Here is a 23,042-nt window from a genome sequence, read left to right on the forward strand (position 1 = left end):
GATGAACATTCGTCCATTACATGACCGAGTTATCGTTGAACGTAAAGAAGTTGAATCTAAGTCTGCTGGTGGCATCGTTCTGACTGGTTCTGCTGCAGAAAAATCAACTCGCGGTGTTGTTCTAGCTGTGGGTAAAGGCCGCATCCTAGAAAACGGCACAGTACTGCCGCTGGACGTTAAAGTTGGTGATACTGTTATCTTCGCTGAAGGTTACGGTACAAAAACTGAAAAAATCGACGGTAAAGAAGTGCTTGTCATGTCTGAAAACGACATCATGGCGATCGTTGAATAATAGCAATCATTGAGTAATTTTTTGCTCAGATTCAATTACGAAATTACACACAAAGAATTTTAGAAAGGAAATCAAAGATGGCTGCTAAAGACGTTAAATTTGGTAATGACGCACGAGTTAAAATGCTAGAAGGTGTAAACGTTCTGGCTGACGCAGTAAAAGTAACACTGGGTCCTAAAGGACGTAATGTCGTTCTAGACAAATCTTTTGGTGCACCGACTATCACGAAAGATGGTGTATCAGTAGCGCGTGAAATTGAACTGGAAGATAAATTCCAGAACATGGGCGCACAAATGGTTAAAGAAGTTGCGTCTAAAGCAAACGACGCGGCAGGTGACGGTACAACAACAGCAACAGTACTAGCACAATCTATCGTAAACGAAGGTCTAAAAGCAGTCGCAGCGGGTATGAACCCAATGGACCTTAAGCGTGGTATCGACAAAGCAGTAGCAGCAGCAGTAGAGCAACTAAAAGAGCTTTCTGTTGAATGTAACGACACGAAAGCGATCGCACAGGTTGGTACTATCTCTGCAAACTCAGACGCAAGCGTAGGTAACATCATTGCTGAAGCAATGGAGCGTGTGGGCCGTGATGGCGTTATCACTGTTGAAGAAGGTCAGGCGCTACAAGATGAGCTAGACGTAGTAGAAGGTATGCAGTTCGACCGCGGTTACCTATCTCCTTACTTCATCAACAACCAAGAGTCAGGCAGTGTTGATCTAGAAAACCCATTCATCCTGCTAGTTGATAAGAAGATCTCAAACATTCGTGAACTTCTTCCAACGCTAGAAGCTGTAGCGAAAGCGTCTCGTCCACTGCTTATCATCGCAGAAGATGTAGAAGGCGAAGCGCTAGCAACATTGGTTGTCAACAACATGCGTGGCATCGTGAAAGTTGCTGCAGTGAAAGCACCTGGCTTCGGTGACCGTCGTAAAGCAATGCTACAAGACATCGCTATCCTAACTGGCGGTACTGTGATTTCTGAAGAAATCGGTCTAGAGCTTGAAAAAGTAGCACTAGAAGATCTAGGTCAAGCGAAGCGTGTTTCTATCACGAAAGAAAACACGACTATCATCGATGGTATCGGTGAAGAAGAGATGATCTCTGGTCGCGTAGCTCAAATTCGTCAACAAATCGAAGACGCAACTTCAGACTACGACAAAGAGAAACTACAAGAGCGCGTAGCGAAACTGGCTGGCGGTGTTGCAGTAATCAAAGTTGGTGCAGCAACTGAAGTTGAAATGAAAGAGAAGAAAGACCGTGTAGAAGATGCGCTAGCCGCAACTCGTGCAGCGGTTGAAGAAGGTGTTGTTGCTGGTGGTGGTGTTGCACTTATCCGCGCGGCATCTAAGATTGCTCACCTAACGGGTGACAACGAAGAGCAAAACGTTGGTATCCGCGTTGCACTACGTGCAATGGAAGCGCCAATCCGTCAAATCACGAAGAACGCAGGTGAGGAAGACTCAGTGGTTGCGAACAACGTGAAAGCGGGTGAAGGCTCTTACGGTTACAACGCGGCAACAGGCGAATACGGCGACATGCTAGAGATGGGTATTCTAGACCCAACGAAAGTAACTCGTTCTGCGCTACAGTTCGCAGCATCGGTTGCGGGTCTGATGATCACGACTGAAGCAATGGTTACTGACCTACCGCAAAAAGACGCACCAGCGATGCCTGACATGGGCGGTATGGGTGGCATGGGCGGTATGGGTGGCATGATGTAACAATCTATGCCGTAACTTGCTATTGATTTTTAAAGGTTTTTTCTTGGCGTGTAGAGACGCATGTAGAGACGTTTATAGGCCCGTTTGGGGTATCAATGGCATGTCCTTTAAGGACGTTACGACCACTATCTAAGCTCAATAAGAGGCTATCAGGCTTAACCGCTTGGTAGCCTTTTTGTTAATATCTTCTGTCTAGTGTCTCACTTTTTGTTGTTGCTCTTTTTTGAATTCATAAACCACTTGCGCAGTAGTTCAATGTTGCCTACCTTAAATATGCCACGAGTTGCATTTTCCTGTCTCTTGCTGATGTTAACCAGAGCTATAAATGGATAATTTTTAAGAAAGTAACTCTAATTTTGAAGGAGCCCAGATGTCAGTTATTAAAGTTTATAAAGACCCTTTAGATCTATATATGAAGTTGATTCGAGAGGGGAAAAGAGTTTGGCAAGCCAATGAAGTTGAAAATACTGCTGACCATTTCTTTAATTTCTGTATTACATCTCTGTCATTAAGAGATTGGTGCATTAATAGTCTAAAGCTTGATGGTAAAGACAAGGATGACTTTTATAATAAGCACTCTCAGAGTAAGTGGTTGAAATATTGCGGTGATATAGCTAATTCGTCCAAACACTTTTCGTTGAAGAAGGAGCGAAAATCCAATGTATCTGGTGTTAATGAAAAAATTGAGACGTTAGTACCCATGTTTATGGATGGAAGCTATCGTCACGATCTATCAATCGAACGCCCTTCATTGGAAATAATTAATGCAGAGGGTAGCTCAGAAAATCTTATGATGGTGTTGTTCTGGACGTGCACTGAATGGATAAATATCTTTAAGAGTTATGGTCTAGAAGTGCCGCCTGATTCATCGATTGGGGATATGTTTATGTCTATCTATTATCCTGACTGACGCGCCACGTAGCATTGTTATACTGCTTCCTTTTACTGTTGTGTACACCTAAAGTCTCCCCACTGTACACACGTGTACACTTTGGTTTGAATTAGCCCGTAGGCCTTGTGGTATAAGGCTTACGAGCTCACAATGTCATTTCTATAACTCGTAGTTTTCTGTTACGTTAGGGGCTTTATTTCCACTATTTTTATCTTGAATACTTCCTTCGATAGTCCCAGCTTTTTCCAGCCACTTACTCCGTTGAGATATCGAGATACCTAGTTGAGAGCCCCTAGTGAACTTCCTTAAGCCTTCCCTGAAGATATCCTCTCCAAAGAACTCAACGAGGCGGCTGATGCTCTTTGAGACGTCTTTAATTTGCTTTTGCTCCCACTGCTCATCATCTTTGTCAGGTACATACTCCTTACCCTTAAAAGCATCTGAGAGTCGTCTAATCTTCGGGAAACCCTTAGAGTCCCAACAGCTTTGGGGTAGGTAATAACGTGACTCCAAGCCAAACTTGAGGTTTTCAACAAAGCTCTCTAAGTCGTTCATCTCGATGGTATTCCCTAATGCTTCTTTGCAAGCTTTTAAGCCGTTAGCGATGTGTCCAGCCTGACCACGGCTACACCCAACAAGCTCCTCTATTTGAGAGACGCTTAGGTCAAACTCTCGGTTAACAATTAGCTTGCGAAACTTAGCTTGCGTTGCTTCATCTTTAGTAACTCCAACCCCATGTGCTTGGTTGACATCTTGGGCTGCTGAGAATGCCTCAGCGTAGGTACGGTTTTCTATGATCAATGAGTTAATCATCAATTCAGCATCGGGGTTTTCTTCAAGGTACTTCAAACAAGCTCCAGTGCGGTGGAAACCATCCACTACGTAATACTTGTCATCAATCACAAAAACAGTGATAGGTTGCCTTATAGGCTGTCCATTACGAAGGTCTTCAAGAATCTCCTTGCTTTGGCTCTCTTGCTTAATCTCTTGCGCTGAACGTTCTCGTTTGTCTTTTATGAGTTCAACGTCACGGGCTTGCATCGCGGGATCGAGTATGAGAGTTCGAGGGTCTAAATACGCAAATCTGCTATCTGCCATGAATTGATTCATAGTGTGTTATGTACCTGTAGGTCTATGATTAATTATTAATATTTCTCTTTTTGGTTTGATTGGAACCCTAGGAGGGGGGAGGGTTCGGGGTAATACATATCGATTACGATTGCGGCGTACCGTTACGCACACACAAAACGGGATTTATAAAACTTCATTTTTTTTGGTAATTACGGTGTACTAAGTCTTTGCTAAGGCTCTTTGGACTGTGGATAAGGAGACTCCCACTTCGGAGGCTATCTTTCTCAAGGAAAAACCTTGTGAACGTAGCTCAGCGATACGCTGGTGGTTAGTTGTGTTAGTTGGTCTACCTTTATATTTCCCTGCTGCTTTAGCTTTCTCAATGCCTTCCTGACGTCTTTCCTGAATCATTGCTAACTCGAATTGAGCTACAGCTCCTAGCATGTTCAGCATGAGCTCAGACATATGATCGCTTCCACCAGCATTAAAGCTTAGGTTTTCCTTGTGGAATCTCACGCTAACGCCTTGGTTAGTCCAGTCGTTTATTAGCTGCTTTAAATCAACCAAATTACGCGCTAGGCGGTCGATGCTATGAACGTGGATTGTATCTCCTTCTCGAACGTAGTCTTTAAGAGCTTCTAATGCTGGTCGTTTAGTTGAGCCACCACTGCATTTATCTGTAAAGCTCTTATCAAAGGGGATACCAGAATCTGTAAGTTGACGGTCTGTATTTTGGTCTGTGGTCGAAACACGTAGATAAGCTATGTGTGCCATTAGGTGTACCCGTTTAACTCTAGGATGTTAGAAATCTTATTGTGGTCACAATAAGATTTCTAACATCCTATTGGGTACTGTTTGATCAAGGTTTGACCGTAGTCGTTTGGGTATACCTAATGGGTACGCGAGTGTTTTGTTATTACTACTAAATACAGGGAGCTATTACACTCTGTACAGCACAGTGGCTAATATAGTTCGTGATAGTAATCATCTAACTCATCTGCCCATTCCTGTACATCGTCGTAGGGGACGTTAGGTACTTGGTCGAATAGCACGTACCTCCCATCAGACGTAATACCTATGTTGTCTACTCTTGTTTCAGAGATATCAAGCTCAATCCCCAAATCATCTAGTGTTAGTACAACCTCACGAATCGCATTTAGAAACCTTAGTGCTTCTTTGCTCGGATTAACCTCTGACGGTAGTGGATCTCCACAAACATAATCTTCCCAGCTAAAAAATACATCTCGATTAGATGACAATTCACTCCTATAGGTACTCAGCGTTTCAGGGCAAAGCCCTGTTGTCTCTACATATTCTAAATGGATGACATAAAGCTTATCTGAGTACTTATGAGTATTGTAAACTTTTGCTAAATGATTGCAGTTGAACTTATGAGGTACTCTCGCTAAGACTTTTGCAAGTAGAAATTCCCTTTTATCTAAAGTGACTTTTATCACTGTGTTCGCTGTAGTTCTAAAGGCTATCCCATGAACACCTCTACCTAGTTCTGGTTCACAGGTTTTGAGGTTAAGGGCATTTGCTTGAATTAGTTGAGAGATGGCAGAGTCTTTATGCTTAAGTAAATAGTCGAAGCTTTGTTTGTACTGAACTTCTTCAACCGCGCGCTTCTCTCTGGCCTCCTTGATCCACTGTTCTTGTAGCTCATCTAAGTTGATACCAGCTTCTGAAGCAATAGCATGCTCTGTTCCCACGATATCGTCATAGCTCAAGCCTGCGTCAAGTCCATCTCTCATCCGCTGTAGCATCTCATCAAAGTAACTTTCTGTACTATTTAACATCTGGCACCTTATATGTATGTCTTCGCTCATATGGTTACATCGCTAACTTAACCAGTCTCTCTGGATAATTGCTTCAGCTCTATCAACATATTCTTTGAGGGTCTTTAACTCATCCCCTTTGGCGTAGTAACCATAAGTCATGGTCTTACCGCCTTCATGCCCTACTATGAAAGCAGAACGATGTTCTTGAATCCCAGCTCTTAACATTGCTGTGGACAAGTGAACACGAAGACTATGGAAGCATTGAGACGAATCTTTACTGACATTTGCAACTTTAAATCGTGAAAAGTCACGACTAGCCTTGTCTCCGTTCAACCCAAGCAGTTTGCTCTCAGGGTCTTTACCATCCGTTAGTTGTTTTACTTCGGAGGCTAGCGAGTCAGTTAATGGTACAGTCCGTTGAGCTGAAGAGGTTTTACCTACTCTGATTTTGATTGCAGTAATCCCAGAGTCTGTATATACATCTTTAACCTTGATCCTACACAGTTCTCCAATTCTACTGCCAGTGAACAGGCCCAGACGAAACAATAGACCCATGTTTGAGCCTTTAGCCGTTTGTTCATCAGCCCACTTCACGAGTAAATGGATTTGCTCTCTACTAAACAATTGCTTCGGGTTCTTTTCTTTCCGAGCCTCAAGGTGAGCTAGTGAATGGTCAGCAAAAGGATTGTCTTTGTTCTTAATGTGTCCCATGTCCCACGCATGTTTGTAAACCGTCTTCAACCTACTTAAGTGAGCTCTGATTGTTGATACTGAGCATTCTCCTGAGAGCTCATGAATGAAGTTAACAACGGAAGATCGCTCAATACTGAGCAGTGGTAAGTCAAAAACTCCACAGTGCTTAAGAAAACGTTCGGTTGTAGATTTCACTTTGGATATAGTGTCTTTATTTTTGTTTCTATTTAGTTCTAGCCACTCAGACATCGACTCCCTTAATGTGCAGGTATATTTGATAGGTGTTTCACCTAAATAGACTGCTCTAAACGCTTCTTGTTGTATTTCGGGGTAGAGATTTGTGTTGGTCACATCTTCTACATCAATATTGTGATGGGAGCCGTAAGGGTCATAGCCATGTATCTCTTTGGCTTCTTTGAGTGTTTTGTAGAAACTGACGAAAGTTGCTCGCCCTCCGTCAATGGCTTGTTCCTCTTTCAAGCTCATTTCAGCAAGAATTGCATTTCTACGCAGTCTCGCTGTTTTGATGCAAGAGGTTTTTAAGGATTTGGTATAGACTTCTTTCCCTTCATAAAGGTGCTGTATCTGCTTAGGGATACGTTTAGAAAAAAGCCAAACATCACGGTTCTTACGCTTCTTTAAATACTTTGTATCTTGAGGCATTGTATACCCAAAAGTAGAGACTAATGTAGAGACAAATGTTACCACAATCCCTTAAATATCGGTAGTTTGGGGGTTTGTCCTTTATTTGGGCGGCATGATGTAAGCCAGCTTATCTCTTTGCTCTAAGGGAATCCTTATAGCGGAAAGATAACCGACCAAACCTTTAAAAGTCGAGGCATTTGCCTCGACTTTTTTATGTGCGTTATCCGAGAAATATAGCATTCTGATGTGGCTTCGATTGTGAGAGGCGAGTTCAAGAAATGTCAGTGGAAAAACATGAAAATAGAAGCGATAAAATTTTTTCTTTTGAGTCAGATGGTTAAATCTGACCTACCGCTAACACTTTTTGAACGTGGATAGCGCAAAATCTGAACATTACACTATGTTGTAAATTGTTGCTTCCCATCATGGAGATGAAAATGAAAAAGCTTATGACGTCATTGGCGGTTGCAGCCGCTATCGCATCACCAGTTGCTCTTGCTGACAGTACACCTGTGATGTTCTCTACTATCGACAACACAAACGCACCTTCTAACTCGTCAGTTGGTGGTGTTCGTTTAGCCGTGTTGCATGGACAGGTGAATGAGGTTAAAGGTGTCGACTTTTCACTGCTTGGTATGTCAGAAACGGATCGTACGACAGGTGTGAACTTCGGTTTGTTTTTTGGTGCAGCAAAGGTAAACCAAGAAATGAAAGGTGCGTCTTTAGGCTTAGTTAACTGGAACCAAGGTCAGACGACGGGTGTTAACTTGGGTGCTGTCAACATTACGAACAATGTAAAAGGCTTGAACTGGAGCGCGGTGAACTATTCTGAAGGCTACACCATGGCGGATGTGGGCTTAGCGAGTATCTCTAAAAAGTCTAACTTCCAGTTTGGCTTCTTCAACATGACCGATCAAATTGATGGCGTACAAATTGGTCTTTTGAACTGTGCGGATAACGGTTTCTTCAAGTGTTTCCCACTCATCAACTTCGCTAAATAATCCCTGAGCAAGTCAGAATCTTTAGATACCGAAAGCCCTCGATATTCGTCGAGGGCTTTTTAATTACTGATGGGGTGAAGCGAGTTATCGGCGCGTTAACTATTTAATTAAGCGGGATGAGGTTTTGCGTTGTTGAATTCTTTGGTGAACCCCTCGGCGCAATGCTTTGATGTGGTTTTCTGCTTTATCCACGCCCAGCAACACCGTTAAAGCCAGTAGGGTAATGACCACCGACTGCGTTAAATAACCCAAACCGATCATCAACCCTAATCCTGCCAGTACCCAAATAACCGCTGCGGATGTTACGCCGTGGATTTTTCCATCGAGTGTCATCATCACCCCTGCACCCAAGAAGCCGACGCCAGTAATAATCTGACCAAGCACGCGTGCTTGATCGAGTGTATTTGGCGATAACGATACTGCCATCGACATAAACAGGTAAGTGCCTGAAATAATAAGAATTGCCGTGCGAATGCCAACAGGTTTACCACGAGTTTGGCGTTCGATACCGATCATTAGCCCATTAATGGCACAGCATAGTAGGGCAGGCCAGCTGAATGGGCCAAGATCGAAAATTTGTTCGAGTGCTGTATGCATCTTGACCTCCAAAAGAGCGGAGTATGCATAGACTTACCGTGCAAAGCGAACAAAAAGGAACGGTCGTGACGACAAATTTAATTGAGCGTCAGGACCTATTCTAAATGCAAATCCAACGGCGTTTTACTTGGCCTGCCACCAATTTCTCGTGTCAGTTTTGGTACCAGATAACCCGATACACGTGTGATGAGTCCGCGCATAATGGCTTTTGCTTCTTCGTCCGAAATAAAGTAGTGCGCCGCGCCTTGCACCTTATCAAGAACGTGGAGGTAATAAGGCAAGATACCCGCGTCAAATAAGGCTTCACTTAACGCCACTTGAGCTTCTACCGAATCATTCACACCTTTCAGTAGAACGCCTTGGTTTAGAAGCGTAACGCCCGCTCTTTTGAGCTTGAACATCTGTTCAGCAAATTCGTCATTGATTTCGTTGGCATGGTTGATGTGAGTCACAAGGATGATTTGTAACCTTGATGCTTGCAGCAGTTGGCATAGTTCATCAGTGACTCGAGCGGGAATCACCACAGGTAAACGGCTATGAATACGCAGACGTTTGATGTGAGGTATATGAGCAATGTGCTCTAAAAGCCAATGAATTTCATCGTCTTTTGCCATCAATGGGTCACCACCTGAGAAGATAACTTCGTTCAACTCTGGTTGTTGAGCCATGTACTCTAAGCACTTTGCCCATGCCTGCTTGCCGCTTTTATTTTCTTGATATGGGAAATGACGACGAAAACAGTAACGGCAATTTACCGCGCAGCCACCTTTGACAATCATTAGGGCGCGGTTGCGATACTTGTGTAGCAGACCAGGGACTTCATTATCCTGCTCTTCTAACGGATCGTTGGAATAGCCCGGATGTACTTCAAATTCGTCACTTAATGGTAAAACCTGACGTAAAAGAGGGTCTTTAGGGTTGCCTTTCTCCATCCTATCGACAAAACTTTGCGGTACACGCTGTGCAAACAGCTTGCGCGCGGCAAACCCGTCTTGCCACGGTGAAGGATCAATTTCCAGTATTTCGAGCAATTTTGCAGGATCAGAGATCCCATTCGCCAACTGTTTGAGCCAGTTTTGCTCAACAGATTCGACTTTTCGGGTTATTATGTGCGGCATTGAATTTAGCTCTAAGAATGTAAGAGGAAAAAATGGCTACAGTTAGCACCAATGAATTTAAAGGCGGTCTTAAGTTAATGCTTGATAACGAGCCTTGTGTAATTCTGGAAAACGAATACGTTAAACCAGGTAAAGGCCAAGCGTTCAACCGCGTTAAAATTCGTAAACTTCTTTCTGGTAAAGTGCTAGAGAAAACATTCAAGTCTGGTGACACTTGTGAAGTGGCAGACGTAATGGATATCGACCTAGATTATCTATATTCAGACGGCGAATTCTACCACTTTATGAACAGTGAAACGTTTGAACAGATCGCAGCAGACGCAAAAGCGGTAGGTGACAACGCTAAGTGGTTGGTAGAAAACAACACTTGTATGATCACTCTTTGGAACGGTAACCCAATTACTGTTACTCCACCAAACTTCGTTGAGCTAGAAGTGGTAGACACAGATCCAGGCCTGAAAGGTGATACTCAAGGTACTGGCGGTAAACCAGCTACACTATCAACTGGCGCTGTTGTTCGTGTTCCTCTGTTCATCTCAATTGGTGAAGTGATTCGCGTAGATACTCGTACGGCTGAATACGTAGGCCGTGTCAAGTAAGCACTTTAGATTGATTGTTTGAAAGGTCGCTTCGGCGGCCTTTTTTATTGCCTGTAATTCTCTCTTGAATGTCCCTGCATAGAAAATCGATATCCTCCGCAAATTTTCGATGATTTTGTATTATTCGTAAAAATCTTATTTATTTCATGAATCTGTCGATTATTCCTTAATGTAACATTTTGATACATTAGTGCTTGTTGTTGAGTTGCATAGCAATCTGATTTTTATCGATTTAACTCAGTAACAATCCAAAAAGGAGAACAAAATGGAAAGCAGAGGCTTAGGAAGGGGTTTAAAGGTGGAAGAAAGACGTCAGTTACTACACAAAGGATTGAAAGCTGCGGTGTTTGGCGTACCGCTGTTGGCAATAGGCTTAACGATTAATAGCTCTGTGCTGATGACCGATGCAGGTTACAGCTACGTGCATCAGAACAATATCACTGGTGAGTTGGATGTGTTTACTGAACCTGGCATTCATTTTCGTATGCCATTTCTGTCCAAAATCACCAAGTATGACCAAGTGATCACTGTGTCATTCGGTAACAGCAAGGGCGAAGATTTTTATCAACGTCTTGATGCGATTCAGGTTCGGTTTGCCGACACCTACATTGGTCAGATCCCCGTAACATTCCGCTTTAAGCTCAGTAATGACCCTGAAGCGGTGAAGAAGATGCACAAAGAGTTCCGTAACAACAGTAACTTGATTGATGCGCTGCTTGTAAAGAACGCACGTAACGTGACGGTGATTACTGCTACCCAATACACGGGTGAAGAGTTTTTCCAAGGTGGTTTGAACCAGTTCAAATCGAAACTTGGCGATCAGTTGCGAGAGGGGATTTATCTAACAGAGCGACGTCAGGTTGAAGTGGAAGAGTTGGATCTTGCGCCTGTTGGGGCGAATCAGGCCAATGCGAACCAACTACAGCGCACCAATCAACTGGTTTGGAAAACGGTGCCAGTTGTAGATAAAACCGGGCAACCAATTCGTCAAGACAACCCGTTACAACAATACGGCATTCAAGTGACGCAGGTGACCATTGGTGATCCACAGCCAGAAAAGCAGTTAGATCAGCTATTGGCGGATAAAAAGCGTTTAGTGGCGGATCGTATTCGCGCGATTCAGGAGCAAGAAACGTCAAAAGCACAAGCAGAGACCGAGCAGTTACGCAAAGAGATTCAACGAACACGTGAAGTGCAAGACGCTCAGCGTGGTAAAGAACTCGCTATTATTGCTCAGCAAAAAGAAGTGGAAGTTGCACGTCAGATTGCAGAGCGTGAAATCGTTGAAGTGGAAAAAACCAAACGACTTGCTGAAGTCGAGAAGGAGAAAGAGCTAGCTATCGCAGAGGCTAACTTAGCCATTCAAAAGGCGAACGCACTTTCTGCTGAGTTTGAAGCGAAAGCGATATTAGCGAAAGGTCGTGCAGAATCTGAAGTCCTAAAAGCGAAGTACTCGGCGTTAGGGGCAAACCGTGAAGTTTATTTGGCAGAGTTGAATCGAGACGTAGCGAACTCGTTGTACAACAACTTGCAAAACTTCCAAGTTCAGATGCCACAAAACTACATTGGTGGTAGCGAAGAAACGGGCTTGAAAACAAACCTAGATGTGATTACTGGCTTTGGTGCCCTGGGTCTTATGGACCAAACGAAGAAGGTCATACAGCAATAAGATCATCGGTGGTCAAAAGCTTAAAAAGCAAAAAGAACATGGGTAACCCAAAGCAATAAAAAAGCTGGCATAGAGCCAGCTTTTTCTTTTTAGTCAGTATCTTAAATCATGAAGATAAAGATAACGGCTAGTGCAGTAATGAGGCCTGCAAATGCATAGCATGCAATTTTACCTATCACACCAGTGTGGAATTTAAGGTCGTGCATGCCGTGGTGTACACGGTGCATCGCATGCCACATTGGTAGAGCTAGGGTGCCAATGACGAATAGCGCACCGATGATACTGGTTGCGAATTCGGAGACACGCTCGTAGCTCATCGCTTCTGCATCAATCACGCCTAGTGGGACCAAGATACCCAGTACCAATACCGTGATTGGCGTAATCATCGCGAACCAAGTACCGCCAGCACCAAATAGACCCCACCAGATTGGCTCATCAGAACGTTTTGGTGATGTGTTTACACTATAATTCGGTTTCATGCTCAGCTCCTTACACCACGATGAGAACGATCAGTGAGATGAACGCAACCGCGGCCCACTGAGTCAATACGATGATTTTCTTGTCCACTAGTTTGCCTTTCAAACGAATTGGCATTACTTGTGGCATCATGCTGAAGAAAGTTTGAGCGTGGAATAGGCTACCTAGTAGTGCAACGATGTTGATTGCGACTACGATTGGGTTCGCCATGAACGCTAACCAACCTTGCCATGCTTCAGGACCTTTCACCAAGCAACCTAAACCGAAAGTTAGGAACAGAGTGAATAGGATTAACGGAAGCACCGTCGCTTCACGTAGCATGTAGAAGCGGTAGAAAGGATGGTTCTTCCACCAAGTGCGTTTTACTTCACGAACGTAAGGTTTACGATTGCTCATCCTTATGCCTCCACTTTCTTTGGTGAACCATCAGGTTTCAACATAGCAATCACGAAGTCCATAGAAGACTCCACTTTGCCTTGGTTTACTGCCGCTGCTGGGTCAACGTTCTTCGGACAAACTTCAGAACAGTAACCAACAAACGTACAACCCCAAGCACCGTTTTCACCGTTGATAAGCTTCATGCGCTCATCTTTACCGTTGTCACGGCTGTCTAGGTTGTAGCGGTGGGCTAGCGTTAGTGCAGCAGGACCGATGAACTCTGGGTTAAGACCAAACTGAGGACATGCGGCATAGCACAGACCACAGTTGATACAGCCAGCGAACTGCTTGTACTTCGCCATCTGTTCTGGCGTTTGCAAGTTCGTACCGTCTTCTGGTTTACGATCGTTACCAATGATGTATGGTTTGATTGCTTCTAGGCGCTCGATGAATGGCGTCATATCAACAATCAAGTCTTTCTCGATTGGGAAGTTCGCTAGAGGTTCGATAGTCACACCGTCTGGGTAGTCACGTAGGAAGCTCTTACAAGCAAGTTTCGGTACGTTGTTCACCATGATGCCGCAAGAACCACAGATCGCCATACGGCAAGACCAACGGTAAGACAGATCTTTGTCTAGGTGGTCTTTGATGTAACCAAGTGCGTCAAGTACAGACATGGTTTCATCGAATGGGACTTCGAATGTTTGCTTGTATGGTTCTGCATCTTTTTCTGGGTCGTAACGCAGGATGTCTACTTTTTGAATGCGATTTGCTGACATTATGCTTGCTCCTCTGCGTTCTTCTCTTCAGCCGCTGCTTTTTCTGCTGCTTCACCGTATAGACGAGCTTTTGGTTGTGACTTAGTGATGGTCACATTGCTGTAATCGATACTTGGTGCTGACTCTGGCTTGTAGAAAGCAAGTGAGTGTTTTAGGAAGTTCACGTCATCACGTTCTGTACAACCGTCGTCTAGACGCTGGTGCGCGCCGCGCGATTCTTTACGTAGAATCGCAGAGTGAACCATCGCTTCTGCGACTTCTAGGCCGTAACCCACTTCGATTGCGTATAGAAGGTCTGTGTTGAACACTTTACCTTTGTCTTTGATGCTGATGCGTTTGTAGCGTTCTTTCAACTCAGTGATTTTGTCGATAGTCGCTTGCATCAAATCTTCTTGGCGGTAGATACCACAGCCAGCTTCCATGGTGTGGCCCATTTCTGTGCGGATTTCTGCCCAGTTTTCGTCGCCTTCTTGGTTCATCAGTTTCGCGATGCGCTCTTCAACGGCTTTGACTTGCGCGTCAATTGCCGCGTCGTTCCAACCTTTGAATTCTGCTGCGCGTTTCACTGCATTTTCACCCGCTACGCGGCCAAATACCACGAACTCAGCCAGTGAGTTAGAACCTAGACGGTTTGCACCGTGAAGACCAACAGACGCACATTCACCCACCGCGAATAGGCCTTTAATGCGAGTTTCACAACCGCCGTCCGTTTCAATACCACCCATGGTGTAGTGAACGGTTGGACGAATTGGAATTGGCTCTTTTGCAGGGTCCACGTTTACGTAAGCTTTTGCTAGCTCACAGATGAACGGTAGACGCTCTTGTAGGTACTCTTCACCAAGATGGCGAAGATCTAGGTGCACCACGTCACCCAGTGGGTGTTTGATGGTGTTGCCTTTCTGTTGTTCGTGCCAGAAAGCTTGAGAAACTTTGTCACGAGGACCCAGTTCCATGTATTTGTTCTTCGGTTGGCCAACTGGAGTTTCAGGGCCCATGCCGTAATCTTGTAGGTAACGATAGCCGTTCTTGTTAACGATGATACCGCCTTCACCACGACAACCTTCCGTCATCAGGATACCTGTGCCTGGAAGACCGGTTGGGTGGTATTGAACGAATTCCATATCACGTAGAGGAACGCCGTGACGGTAAGCCATTGCCATACCATCGCCCGTTACGATACCGCCGTTGGTGTTACAGTGGTAAACACGGCCCGCGCCACCTGTTGCTAGAACAACCGATTTTGCTTTGATAGTAACAAGCTCGCCTTCAGACATGTGAATAGCAATCAGACCTTGAACTTCGCCTTCATCAACAAGCAGATCCACCACAAAGTACTCATCAAAACGTTTGATGTTGCTGTACTTCATTGATGTCTGGAATAGCGTATGAAGCATGTGGAAGCCAGTTTTGTCTGCAGCGAACCAAGTACGTTCAACCTTCATACCACCAAAGCGGCGTACGTTGACTTCACCGTTCTCTTTACGACTCCATGGGCAACCCCATTGCTCCATTTGGATCATTTCGCGAGTCGCGTTCTCTACAAAGTATTCAACAACATCCTGTTCACATAGCCAGTCACCACCGCCAACAGTGTCGTTGAAGTGGTTGTCTAAGCTATCTTCATCCTTGATAACTGCTGCTGAGCCACCCTCTGCAGCGACCGTGTGGGAGCGCATTGGATAAACTTTAGAAATCAGAGCGACTTCTAAGTCTGGGTTTGCTTCAGCCGCTGCAATAGCAGTACGAAGACCAGCGCCGCCTGCGCCGATGACTGCGATATCTGTGGTGATAATTTGCACAGTTATCCTCCAGTGTGTGATTGCGGAAATCCGCTTGTTATTGTCATTACGAGGCGCTCTTTAAAAAGAACTCCCCAAAAGTAGTAGGGTTAGTGTAGATGAGCCACATGGCCGAAAAATTGATGTAATTGGGTTTTTGCTTCGGTAATGCACTTAAGGGCATAGAATTTATAGGTTATGTGACTGCTATCACGGCATCGAGGTTTTGGTCCTCAAGCATTAACATTAGGGATGTTAAACCTGTGTTGCGTGACATTAACCGCATGGATAATAGGATTTTAACTGAGTGTTTTTTGTGCTGCGGCACGAGTAATGCTTGCCTCAAATAGGCGAGCACGTTAGTAAAAAGAAGAAGGGATATTCCTCTCTTCTTGAAGAGTAAAAAGCATGTAGAATGGGTTTTTACGCGCTAAATTAGAGTTTTGAGAGACTTGTTATGCAAACCAACTGGCAACCTACTGCTTCCATTGACCAACTTCGTCAACGTGCGACGTTAATCGCGTCGATTCGCCAATTCTTCGCTGATCGACTGGTGATGGAAGTCGACACGCCAGCCATGAGTCACGCAACCGTGACCGACATTCATTTGCATACTTTCCAAACCGAGTTTGTTGGTCCGGGTTACGCCGATGGCAGTAAGCTGTTCTTTATGACCAGCCCCGAATTCCACATGAAGCGTCTTTTGGCAGCGGGTAGCGGTTGTATTTATCAAATCAACAAAGCATTTCGTAACGAAGAAAATGGTCGTTACCACAATCCAGAATTCACGATGTTGGAGTGGTATCGCGTTGGCTTTGACCATCACAAGCTGATGGATGAAATGGATGATCTGTTGCAGTTGGTATTGAAGTGTGGTGCAGCGCAGCGCATGACGTATCAACAAGCCTTCATTGATGTGTTGGGTGTGTGTCCACTAGAAGGCTCGATGACGGAGCTGAAAACAGCGGCAAGCAAGCTGGGTTTAAGTGACATTGCAGAGCCTGAAGAAGATCGCGATACGTTACTGCAATTGCTATTTAGCGTGGGAGTCGAACACAAAATTGGTCAGGATGTGCCTGCTTTTGTGTACGACTTCCCGGCATCGCAGGCGGCGCTTGCGAAAATCAATCCTCAAGACCATCGTGTTGCGGATCGCTTTGAGGTGTATTTTAAGGGAATTGAGCTGGCAAATGGGTTCCATGAACTCGATAACCCGAAAGAGCAACTGGCGCGTTTTGAGCAAGATAACGCGAAGCGTCTCGACATGGGTTTAAAACCGCAGCCAATCGACTATCATTTGATCTCCGCATTGGAGGCAGGGTTGCCAGATTGTGCGGGTGTTGCGTTAGGCATCGATCGTTTGATCATGCTAGCGCTCGGCTGTGACCACATTGATCAAGTGACGGCTTTTCCATTCCCAATCGCATAAGGATATTCAATGAACTTGGCTGCTGCACGTTTGGTCATTCTCAGCTACGCAATACTGATCGCTTACTTATCGTTGAGCTCGGGCGAGTTGCAAGATTGGGGCAACATTGCGTATCTTGATAAAATGCAGCACGCCATGGCGTACAGCGGATTTGCGTTTTTAGGTTGCTTTTGCGTGTGGCGTTGGCGTCAACGTTGGGCGGTGGCGATTGGTATCTTATTATTTAGTGCTGCCATCGAATGGCTACAAGGGTATGTCGGCAGACAAACCTCTTGGTTAGACCTTGTCGCCAACTCAACGGGTATTCTAACTGGTCTGTTATGTTACCGTATTTGGAGCCTCTATCGACCTAGGTTGGTGAAGTCGCTATACTCGATTCGTTAATGAAGAGGGAACACGATAACAATGAAAACGCGCGACAAAATCGTCTACGCGGCACTGGAGTTGTTCAACCAACATGGTGAACGCAACATCACCACCAATCACATTGCCGATCACATCGAAATTAGCCCAGGTAATCTGTATTACCACTTCCGTAATAAGCAAGAAATCGTTCGTGAGATCTTTGCGCTTTATTCAGCAGAACTTTTAGAAAGATTTACCCCTATTCAAGGCTCACAGGAAAGCCTGACTATGCTGAAGAGCTACCTAGACTCCATCTTTACGCTAATGTGGAAATACCGCTTTTTCTACGCGAATCTACCTGAGATCTTGTCACGAGATGAGCAGTTACATGAGCAGTACATCGATGTGCAAGAAAAGCTGCAAGCGAACCTCATTGCGATCATGCAGGAGTTTGTATCGCTAAAGCTGCTTAATGTTGATCAACAGCAGTTGAAGTCACTGGTGTGTACGTTGCATTTGATTGCGTGTAGCTGGTTGGCATATCAATCTGCAATGGCTTCGAAAACCAGCATCACTGAGCAAATGGTGAAGCAAGGGATGTTGCAGATGCTTAATGTCGTTAAGCCATTAGCAACTGAGCAGGGGTTAGAGCAGCTACTGTTACTGGAAGATGCAGTCAGCAATCTACACAGTTAAACGTCAAACTGCTTAATATTTCGAGAGTCACTCTCATTTTCGAGTCGTGGCTCGAGTTGACTTGTCAAATATGCCACGCACAATAGTCCTCATACCGTTCAGCCCTCTCTGGGATATGACTCTCGATAAAGGAACTATCGCTCCATGAATTACGACATTTTTAATGGCGATGCTGATGGCATCATTGCGCTTCTACAATTACGCTTGGCTGATCCTATCGAGGCTCAGTTAATTACTGGTGTAAAGCGCGACATCAAGCTGGTGGAAAAAGTAGACGTGCAAGCGGGTGATGAGCTAACGGTGTTAGACATTTCGATGGAAAAGAACATGGTAGGCCTAGAGCAAGCATTGGCTCAAGGCGCGCACGTGTTTTACGCCGATCACCATAAGGCGGGTGATATTCCTCAGCATGGCAACTTGGATGCGCACATCGATCTCGATGCCAACATGTGTACGGCTTTAATTGTCGATCAATTGCTAAATGGACGTTTTCACACATGGGCGATTACGGCGGCTTATGGCGATAACATGATCGCGAAAGCAGATGAATTGGCTGACAAGGTCGGCTTGTCACACGATCAGAAAGCGCAGCTTAAAGAGCTGGGCACTTTGATTAATTACAACGGTTACGGTTCGAAAGTGGATGACTTACATTTCCATCCAGCGGATTTATACCAAGCTTTGCTGAAGTACGCGTCGCCATTTGACGCTATTGAAGATAAAACTTCGCCTTACTACCAACTGCAATCTGCTTACCGACAAGATATGGATGCCGCTCTGGCAGTGCCTGCCACGCATGAGAGCGGTAAGCTGAAGCTGTTCGAACTACCAAACACGGCCGCATCAAGTAGAATCAGCGGTGTGTATGGCAACTGGCTGGCAAATCAAAACCCAGATTCTGCTCATGCAGTACTCACCGAAAATGCAGATGGCACTTACACGGTCTCTCTACGTGCCCCGTTGAACAACAAACAAGGCGCCGTTGCCGTGTGTGGGCAGTTTCCAACTGGTGGCGGCCGAGAAGCGGCGGCAGGCATCAACGCCTTAAGCAAAGATGATGTAAGTGCTTTTATTGATGCGGTAGAAACGTACTACGCATAGCATTTGCCAAAATATGAATACAAAAAAGGAGCCGAGTGGCTCCTTTTTTATTATAAGTCGATGAGTCAGATAATCAGCGCTTCAACCAAGATTTCGGGTTTTGCGCTTCACTGTTGCGGCGAATTTCGAAGTAGAGTGATGCGCGATCTTGCCCGCCAGTATCACCCGCAAGAGCGATCACTTCGCCAGCGGTCACTCGATCGCCTTCTTTTTTCGTCAACGCTTGGTTGTAGCCGTAGAGCGTCATGTCACCTTTGCCGTGGTCAAGCAATACCACTAAGCCATAACCGCGTAAATACTCCGCAAATACGACAGTGCCCGGGTAAACGGCTTTCACTTGTTGACCGTAATTGGCCGCAAGCACCATGCCTTTCCAGTTTACTTGCCCGGTTTGGCGAGTACCGAAGTTGTGTAATACACGACCTTTGAGTGGCCATGGCAGTTTACCGCGCTGTTTGCCCAGTCCGTCCATTGGCACGGCATTACGCTTAGCCGCTTTGGCTATCTCAGCTTTTAGCCGTGTTTCGTTGCGCTGCAGTTCAGCAAGGTAGCGTTTATCGTTCTTGATACTGCTCTGAATTTTATTCAGGGTTTGCTTACGTTTGGATTGTGTACTTGCCAGCGCCGTACGTTTCTCAGATTGCTGTTTGAGTAACGTCTCGATTTGCTCTTTTTCTAGCTCAAGCTGGTTTTTGTTGTGTGCCAATTCTTGAGTGGTTTTGGTGATTGCATCAATCACTTCCGCACGCGCTTTGGCTAAGTGCTGGAAGTATTGACTCATGCGGTCTTCTTCCACACCTTGATTCAACAAGTGACCATTGGCTTTTGCTCGTTCGGTCACGTAATATGTTTGCAGCAACTGTTTGAGCTCTTCCTCTTGCTCTTGGCGCTGCGCTTCTTGCAAGGCAATTTTCTCTTCTAGCTTGTCTATGTTTTTGTCTGCTTGTGCTAGCTCAGATTTGGTTTGTCTTATTTCGCGTTCAAGTTTAGAAATGCCAAGTTCTTGCTCTTTGAGCGATTTTTGTAGCTCATTGAGTTGCTTTTCTTGGGAAGAGAGAGATTTGCGTTGACGGCTTATCTCACTTGATACGCCTTTGAGCTCTTGTTGACTAGCGGCAGAAGAGGTGAGGGGATATGTGGCAGATAAAGCACAAGTTAATAAAATAGCCGAGCGTAGAACAGGGTGATTTTGTTTTCGCACTTGAGATTTACCTACCACGTTGTTGTCAAAAGGTTTGTTGACGATTAAATACCATCTCCATGGATAAAGCTTTGTGATTTACCATTAAAGCCTTGATCCATATCGAGAGAAGGTTTGTCCGTTTTTGGACGACCGACGATTTTTGCAGGAACCCCCGCCACAGTTGTGTGTGGTGGTACTGCTTGCAATACCACAGAGCAAGAGCCGATTTTCGCGCCTTCGCCCACTTCGATATTGCCAAGAATTTTTGCACCTGCACCAATCATCACACCTTCACGGATTTTCGGGTGACGATCGCCGCACTCTTTACCCGTACCGCCTAAGGTAACGTCTTGTAGAATTGAGACGTCATTATCGATAACTGCAGTTTCACCGATGACGATCCCCGTTGCGTGGTCGAGCATGATGCCGCTACCAATGCGTGCTGCCGGGTGAATGTCTACCTGACACGCAACCGAAATTTGGTTTTGCAGGTAGGTTGCCAGTGCATGGCGCCCTTGTTTCCATAGCCAGTTTGCCACGCGGTAGCCTTGCAGAGCGTGGTAGCCCTTTAAGTACAGCAGCGGCATAGAGTACATCGAAACTGCAGGGTCGCGATTAACCGTGGCACAAATGTCACAAGCGGCACAATCGGTAATGGTTGGGTCGGCAGAGAACGCTTCTTCTACCACTTCACGTACTGCCATTGCTGGCATCGATGCCGTGTTTAACTTGTTTGCCAAAATGTAGCTGAGCGCGGCACAGAAACTTTCATGCTTGATGATGGTGGCATGGTAAAAGCTGGCCAGCATTGGCTCTTGCTCTGACATTTCGCGGGCTTCTGAGACAATTCTGTTCCAGACTTTTTGTTTTTCGCAGTGTTTCATTCTCAATATCCTGAGTGGTTCTTCCGTGACCCGACAACTTCTATTCTTCTCAGATGAGGTGCGAAGGGGCGTAGAGTGCTACTTTCCTTCGGCTTTTTTGTCACGAGCAAGTAAATCTTGCGCTGCCAGGCGTGCATCCTTACCTTGATACAATACTTGATAAATTTGATCAACAATTGGCATCTCAACACCCATGCGTTGAGAGAGCATCCATACTTCTTTCGTGTTGCGGTAGCCTTCTACGACTTGGCCAATTTCTTCTTGTGCCGTGTCGACGTCTTTACCTTGACCTAGCGCTAAACCAAAGCGGCGGTTACGTGATTGGTTGTCGGTACACGTTAGGACAAGGTCGCCCAAACCAGCCATACCCATGAAGGTTTCTGGTTTTGCACCAAGCGCAGCACCAAGACGACTCATTTCGGCCAAACCACGAGTAATCAATGCAGTACGCGCGTTGGCTCCAAAACCGATGCCGTCAGACATACCCGCACCAATTGCGATAACGTTTTTCACCGCACCGCCCAATTGCATGCCGATAAAGTCACTATTGGCGTACACGCGGAAGGTTTTGCTGCAGTGGATTTTTTCTTGTAGGTCAGCGACAAATTCAGCATCTGGAGAAGCAACTGAAATTGCAGTAGGCATGCCCATCGCGAGCTCTTTGGCGAACGTTGGGCCAGACAATACAGCCAGTGAGTAGTTTTCACCGATAATGTCATAAGCGACATCTTTCAGCAGACGACCCGTTTCTGGCTCAAGACCTTTGGTTGCCCAGCAGATACGAGAGTCTTCACGTAAGAAAGGCTTACAGCTGTTCAGCACGATGCCAAAAACATGGCTTGGAACCACAACCAATAAATCTCGGCTTGCTTGTACGGCTTTTTCTAAATCCGATTCAATGATCAAGCTTTCAGGGAAATCAACACCAGGTAAGAAAGCGTGATTCGCGCGATCCGCTTCTAAACGTGCCATGTGCTCAGGCTCGTGTCCCCAAAGGACTACGTTCGCGCTGTTACGAGCGAGTGAGATCGCCAGAGAGGTACCGTATGAACCTGCGCCAATCACCGTCATTGCGATGTCTTTACCGTAAGCATTGTTTGTATTTGCTTGTGTCATGCTACCGCCTAATTGTCTTTCTACTAGTAGAATCTAGTTCCTAATCGTCAAATTTTACGCCTTCTGGCGATTAGGAACTAGGAACTTTTGTCAGAAATAAAAAATGCACATTGCATCGGATGGTAGACGCTCTGTGCATTTTATTAGAGTCGGTGACGTCAGCACTCAGGCTATTCGTCACTTACAAAACGTGAATTACGCTTCAGCTTCGCCTTGTTGAGCTTGCTGTTGTAGGTAGTTCATGAATAGCGCGTCGAAGTTAACTGGCGCTAGGTTCAGTTGAGGGAACGTACCTTTAACCACTAGGCTTGAGATAGTTTCACGAGCGTATGGGAATAGGATGTTCGGGCAGAATGCGCCTAGGCAATGTGCAAGTTGGCCTGCTTCCATTTGCTCAGCAGTGAAGATACCACCTTGTTGAACTTCACATAGGAACGCTGTTTCTTCTTCGTTCTTCACAGTTACAGTTAGACGTAGAACCACTTCGTAAACGCCTTCACCAAGCTCACGGCTTTGAGTGTCTAGGTCTAGTTTAACGTCTGGGTTCCATTCTTTTTGGAAGATTACTGGAGAGTTTGGCGCTTCGAAAGAAACGTCTTTTAGGAAGATGCGTTGAATTGCGAAGTTTTGTTGTGCTTCTTGAGGTGCTGCTTCAGCCATTTTTTAATCCTTAAATAAATATTTGTAGAGCCTAGAAACGTCTAAACTCAGAAAACTGGTATGTCCCGAGACTAACTGAGCCAATCTACCTTGACTAGATGAAGCGTGTATTACGTGCAAAGCGTCACAACTTA

At 45.3% G+C, this 23,042-nt stretch carries 24 protein-coding genes; 10 read left to right on the top strand and 14 right to left on the bottom strand.

Annotated elements, in window-relative coordinates:
* Position 1: 1 nt before the first annotated feature.
* The 3 genes from OO778_RS01130 to OO778_RS01140 all read left to right on the top strand — a co-directional run bounded on the left by OO778_RS01130 (position 2) and on the right by OO778_RS01140 (position 2,926).
* Positions 2-292 (top strand): co-chaperone GroES, encoded by a 291-nt coding sequence (locus OO778_RS01130; protein ID WP_005381516.1) that lies wholly within the window; start codon positions 2-4, stop codon positions 290-292.
* A 77-nt stretch (positions 293-369) separates the two neighbouring features.
* Entirely contained in the window at positions 370-2,016 is a 1,647-nt protein-coding gene (gene groL, locus OO778_RS01135) for a chaperonin GroEL (protein ID WP_005381509.1), read from the top strand.
* 370 nt (positions 2,017-2,386) lie between these two features.
* Positions 2,387-2,926: a hypothetical protein gene (locus OO778_RS01140; protein ID WP_264910561.1), complete on the top strand. Its 540-nt coding sequence runs from the start codon at positions 2,387-2,389 to the stop codon at positions 2,924-2,926.
* Positions 2,927-3,067: 141 nt separating this feature from the next.
* Here the strand turns inward: OO778_RS01140 and OO778_RS01145 are convergent, their stop codons facing one another.
* From OO778_RS01145 to OO778_RS01160, 4 genes are all read right to left on the bottom strand, one after another.
* Positions 3,068-4,006, bottom strand: coding sequence for a hypothetical protein (locus tag OO778_RS01145; RefSeq protein ID WP_264910563.1), 939 nt, complete (start codon positions 4,004-4,006; stop codon positions 3,068-3,070).
* 192 nt (positions 4,007-4,198) lie between these two features.
* Positions 4,199-4,753, bottom strand: coding sequence for a recombinase family protein (locus OO778_RS01150; protein ID WP_264910565.1), 555 nt, complete (start codon positions 4,751-4,753; stop codon positions 4,199-4,201).
* Between the two features lie 188 nt (positions 4,754-4,941).
* Positions 4,942-5,778 (bottom strand): hypothetical protein, encoded by an 837-nt coding sequence (locus OO778_RS01155; RefSeq protein ID WP_264910567.1) that lies wholly within the window; start codon positions 5,776-5,778, stop codon positions 4,942-4,944.
* A 42-nt stretch (positions 5,779-5,820) separates the two neighbouring features.
* Positions 5,821-7,116 carry a site-specific integrase gene (locus OO778_RS01160; protein ID WP_005395439.1) on the bottom strand — a complete coding sequence of 432 codons (1,296 nt, stop codon included), beginning with the start codon at positions 7,114-7,116 and terminating at the stop codon, positions 5,821-5,823.
* Between the two features lie 419 nt (positions 7,117-7,535).
* On the opposite strand from OO778_RS01160, the gene OO778_RS01165 reads away from it, so the two are divergent.
* Complete coding sequence (locus OO778_RS01165) at positions 7,536-8,099, top strand: hypothetical protein (protein WP_005395435.1); 564 nt, start codon at positions 7,536-7,538, stop codon at positions 8,097-8,099.
* Between the two features lie 99 nt (positions 8,100-8,198).
* On the opposite strand, the gene OO778_RS01170 is transcribed toward OO778_RS01165, so the two are convergent.
* Entirely contained in the window at positions 8,199-8,696 is a 498-nt protein-coding gene (locus tag OO778_RS01170) for an MgtC/SapB family protein (protein WP_005395427.1), read from the bottom strand.
* 95 nt (positions 8,697-8,791) lie between these two features.
* Positions 8,792-9,814: an EF-P beta-lysylation protein EpmB gene (gene epmB, locus OO778_RS01175; protein ID WP_134648273.1), complete on the bottom strand. Its 1,023-nt coding sequence runs from the start codon at positions 9,812-9,814 to the stop codon at positions 8,792-8,794.
* Between the two features lie 32 nt (positions 9,815-9,846).
* Here epmB and efp point away from each other — a divergent pair, with 32 nt between their 5' ends.
* Both efp and OO778_RS01185 read left to right on the top strand, forming a co-directional pair.
* On the top strand, positions 9,847-10,413 hold the full coding sequence (gene efp, locus OO778_RS01180; RefSeq protein WP_005395425.1) for an elongation factor P: 567 nt from the start codon (positions 9,847-9,849) through the stop codon (positions 10,411-10,413).
* A 265-nt stretch (positions 10,414-10,678) separates the two neighbouring features.
* Entirely contained in the window at positions 10,679-12,082 is a 1,404-nt protein-coding gene (locus tag OO778_RS01185) for an SPFH domain-containing protein (RefSeq protein WP_005395423.1), read from the top strand.
* Between the two features lie 101 nt (positions 12,083-12,183).
* Here the strand turns inward: OO778_RS01185 and frdD are convergent, their stop codons facing one another.
* The 4 genes from frdD to frdA are packed head-to-tail and all read right to left on the bottom strand — an operon-like array spanning position 12,184 to position 15,515.
* On the bottom strand, positions 12,184-12,561 hold the full coding sequence (gene frdD / locus OO778_RS01190; protein ID WP_264910583.1) for a fumarate reductase subunit FrdD: 378 nt from the start codon (positions 12,559-12,561) through the stop codon (positions 12,184-12,186).
* 10 nt (positions 12,562-12,571) lie between these two features.
* Positions 12,572-12,955: a fumarate reductase subunit FrdC gene (gene frdC / locus OO778_RS01195; protein WP_098414573.1), complete on the bottom strand. Its 384-nt coding sequence runs from the start codon at positions 12,953-12,955 to the stop codon at positions 12,572-12,574.
* A gap of 2 nt (positions 12,956-12,957) precedes the next feature.
* A complete protein-coding gene (locus tag OO778_RS01200; protein ID WP_005381489.1) occupies positions 12,958-13,716 on the bottom strand; it encodes a succinate dehydrogenase/fumarate reductase iron-sulfur subunit in 759 nt (252 codons plus the stop codon).
* Positions 13,716-15,515 (bottom strand): fumarate reductase (quinol) flavoprotein subunit, encoded by a 1,800-nt coding sequence (gene frdA / locus OO778_RS01205; RefSeq protein ID WP_005381487.1) that lies wholly within the window; start codon positions 15,513-15,515, stop codon positions 13,716-13,718. Before frdA ends, OO778_RS01200 begins: the two co-directional genes overlap by 1 nt.
* 436 nt (positions 15,516-15,951) lie before the next feature.
* On the opposite strand from frdA, the gene epmA reads away from it, so the two are divergent.
* From epmA to OO778_RS01225, 4 genes are all read left to right on the top strand, one after another.
* On the top strand, positions 15,952-16,923 hold the full coding sequence (gene epmA, locus OO778_RS01210; RefSeq protein WP_264910585.1) for an elongation factor P--(R)-beta-lysine ligase: 972 nt from the start codon (positions 15,952-15,954) through the stop codon (positions 16,921-16,923).
* Positions 16,924-16,932: 9 nt separating this feature from the next.
* A complete protein-coding gene (locus OO778_RS01215; RefSeq protein WP_005395414.1) occupies positions 16,933-17,307 on the top strand; it encodes a VanZ family protein in 375 nt (124 codons plus the stop codon).
* Positions 17,308-17,328: 21 nt separating this feature from the next.
* Positions 17,329-17,964, top strand: a complete 636-nt coding sequence (locus OO778_RS01220) for a TetR/AcrR family transcriptional regulator (protein WP_005395413.1) — start codon at positions 17,329-17,331, stop codon at positions 17,962-17,964.
* Between the two features lie 144 nt (positions 17,965-18,108).
* Positions 18,109-19,065 carry a DHH family phosphoesterase gene (locus OO778_RS01225; protein ID WP_264910589.1) on the top strand — a complete coding sequence of 319 codons (957 nt, stop codon included), beginning with the start codon at positions 18,109-18,111 and terminating at the stop codon, positions 19,063-19,065.
* 73 nt (positions 19,066-19,138) lie between these two features.
* Here the strand turns inward: OO778_RS01225 and OO778_RS01230 are convergent, their stop codons facing one another.
* The 4 genes from OO778_RS01230 to secB form a co-directional block, all read right to left on the bottom strand.
* Positions 19,139-20,284: a murein hydrolase activator EnvC gene (locus tag OO778_RS01230; RefSeq protein WP_047010262.1), complete on the bottom strand. Its 1,146-nt coding sequence runs from the start codon at positions 20,282-20,284 to the stop codon at positions 19,139-19,141.
* A gap of 26 nt (positions 20,285-20,310) precedes the next feature.
* Complete coding sequence (cysE, locus tag OO778_RS01235; protein ID WP_005395410.1) at positions 20,311-21,132, bottom strand: serine O-acetyltransferase; 822 nt, start codon at positions 21,130-21,132, stop codon at positions 20,311-20,313.
* A 78-nt stretch (positions 21,133-21,210) separates the two neighbouring features.
* Positions 21,211-22,248 (bottom strand): NAD(P)H-dependent glycerol-3-phosphate dehydrogenase, encoded by a 1,038-nt coding sequence (gpsA, locus tag OO778_RS01240; RefSeq protein WP_264910592.1) that lies wholly within the window; start codon positions 22,246-22,248, stop codon positions 21,211-21,213.
* A 195-nt stretch (positions 22,249-22,443) separates the two neighbouring features.
* Positions 22,444-22,908: a protein-export chaperone SecB gene (gene secB / locus OO778_RS01245; RefSeq protein ID WP_005395400.1), complete on the bottom strand. Its 465-nt coding sequence runs from the start codon at positions 22,906-22,908 to the stop codon at positions 22,444-22,446.
* Between the last annotated feature and the right edge of the window lie 134 nt (positions 22,909-23,042).

Source organism: Vibrio sp. STUT-A16, assembly GCF_026000495.1.
Lineage (GTDB): Bacteria > Pseudomonadota > Gammaproteobacteria > Enterobacterales > Vibrionaceae > Vibrio > Vibrio diabolicus.

Excerpts from the sequence above, each read along its gene's own strand:
- OO778_RS01130 (WP_005381516.1), top strand. The coding sequence starts at position 2 with ATGAACATTCGTCCATTACATGACCGAGTTATCGTTGAACGTAAAGAA.
- groL (WP_005381509.1), top strand. The coding sequence starts at position 370 with ATGGCTGCTAAAGACGTTAAATTTGGTAATGACGCACGAGTTAAAATG.
- OO778_RS01140 (WP_264910561.1), top strand. The coding sequence starts at position 2,387 with ATGTCAGTTATTAAAGTTTATAAAGACCCTTTAGATCTATATATGAAG.
- OO778_RS01145 (WP_264910563.1), bottom strand. The coding sequence starts at position 4,006 with ATGGCAGATAGCAGATTTGCGTATTTAGACCCTCGAACTCTCATACTC.
- OO778_RS01150 (WP_264910565.1), bottom strand. The coding sequence starts at position 4,753 with ATGGCACACATAGCTTATCTACGTGTTTCGACCACAGACCAAAATACA.
- OO778_RS01155 (WP_264910567.1), bottom strand. The coding sequence starts at position 5,778 with ATGTTAAATAGTACAGAAAGTTACTTTGATGAGATGCTACAGCGGATG.
- OO778_RS01160 (WP_005395439.1), bottom strand. The coding sequence starts at position 7,116 with ATGCCTCAAGATACAAAGTATTTAAAGAAGCGTAAGAACCGTGATGTT.
- OO778_RS01165 (WP_005395435.1), top strand. The coding sequence starts at position 7,536 with ATGAAAAAGCTTATGACGTCATTGGCGGTTGCAGCCGCTATCGCATCA.
- OO778_RS01170 (WP_005395427.1), bottom strand. The coding sequence starts at position 8,696 with ATGCATACAGCACTCGAACAAATTTTCGATCTTGGCCCATTCAGCTGG.
- epmB (WP_134648273.1), bottom strand. The coding sequence starts at position 9,814 with ATGCCGCACATAATAACCCGAAAAGTCGAATCTGTTGAGCAAAACTGG.
- efp (WP_005395425.1), top strand. The coding sequence starts at position 9,847 with ATGGCTACAGTTAGCACCAATGAATTTAAAGGCGGTCTTAAGTTAATG.
- OO778_RS01185 (WP_005395423.1), top strand. The coding sequence starts at position 10,679 with ATGGAAAGCAGAGGCTTAGGAAGGGGTTTAAAGGTGGAAGAAAGACGT.
- frdD (WP_264910583.1), bottom strand. The coding sequence starts at position 12,561 with ATGAAACCGAATTATAGTGTAAACACATCACCAAAACGTTCTGATGAG.
- frdC (WP_098414573.1), bottom strand. The coding sequence starts at position 12,955 with ATGAGCAATCGTAAACCTTACGTTCGTGAAGTAAAACGCACTTGGTGG.
- OO778_RS01200 (WP_005381489.1), bottom strand. The coding sequence starts at position 13,716 with ATGTCAGCAAATCGCATTCAAAAAGTAGACATCCTGCGTTACGACCCA.
- epmA (WP_264910585.1), top strand. The coding sequence starts at position 15,952 with ATGCAAACCAACTGGCAACCTACTGCTTCCATTGACCAACTTCGTCAA.
- OO778_RS01215 (WP_005395414.1), top strand. The coding sequence starts at position 16,933 with ATGAACTTGGCTGCTGCACGTTTGGTCATTCTCAGCTACGCAATACTG.
- OO778_RS01220 (WP_005395413.1), top strand. The coding sequence starts at position 17,329 with ATGAAAACGCGCGACAAAATCGTCTACGCGGCACTGGAGTTGTTCAAC.
- OO778_RS01225 (WP_264910589.1), top strand. The coding sequence starts at position 18,109 with ATGAATTACGACATTTTTAATGGCGATGCTGATGGCATCATTGCGCTT.
- cysE (WP_005395410.1), bottom strand. The coding sequence starts at position 21,132 with ATGAAACACTGCGAAAAACAAAAAGTCTGGAACAGAATTGTCTCAGAA.
- gpsA (WP_264910592.1), bottom strand. The coding sequence starts at position 22,248 with ATGACACAAGCAAATACAAACAATGCTTACGGTAAAGACATCGCAATG.
- secB (WP_005395400.1), bottom strand. The coding sequence starts at position 22,908 with ATGGCTGAAGCAGCACCTCAAGAAGCACAACAAAACTTCGCAATTCAA.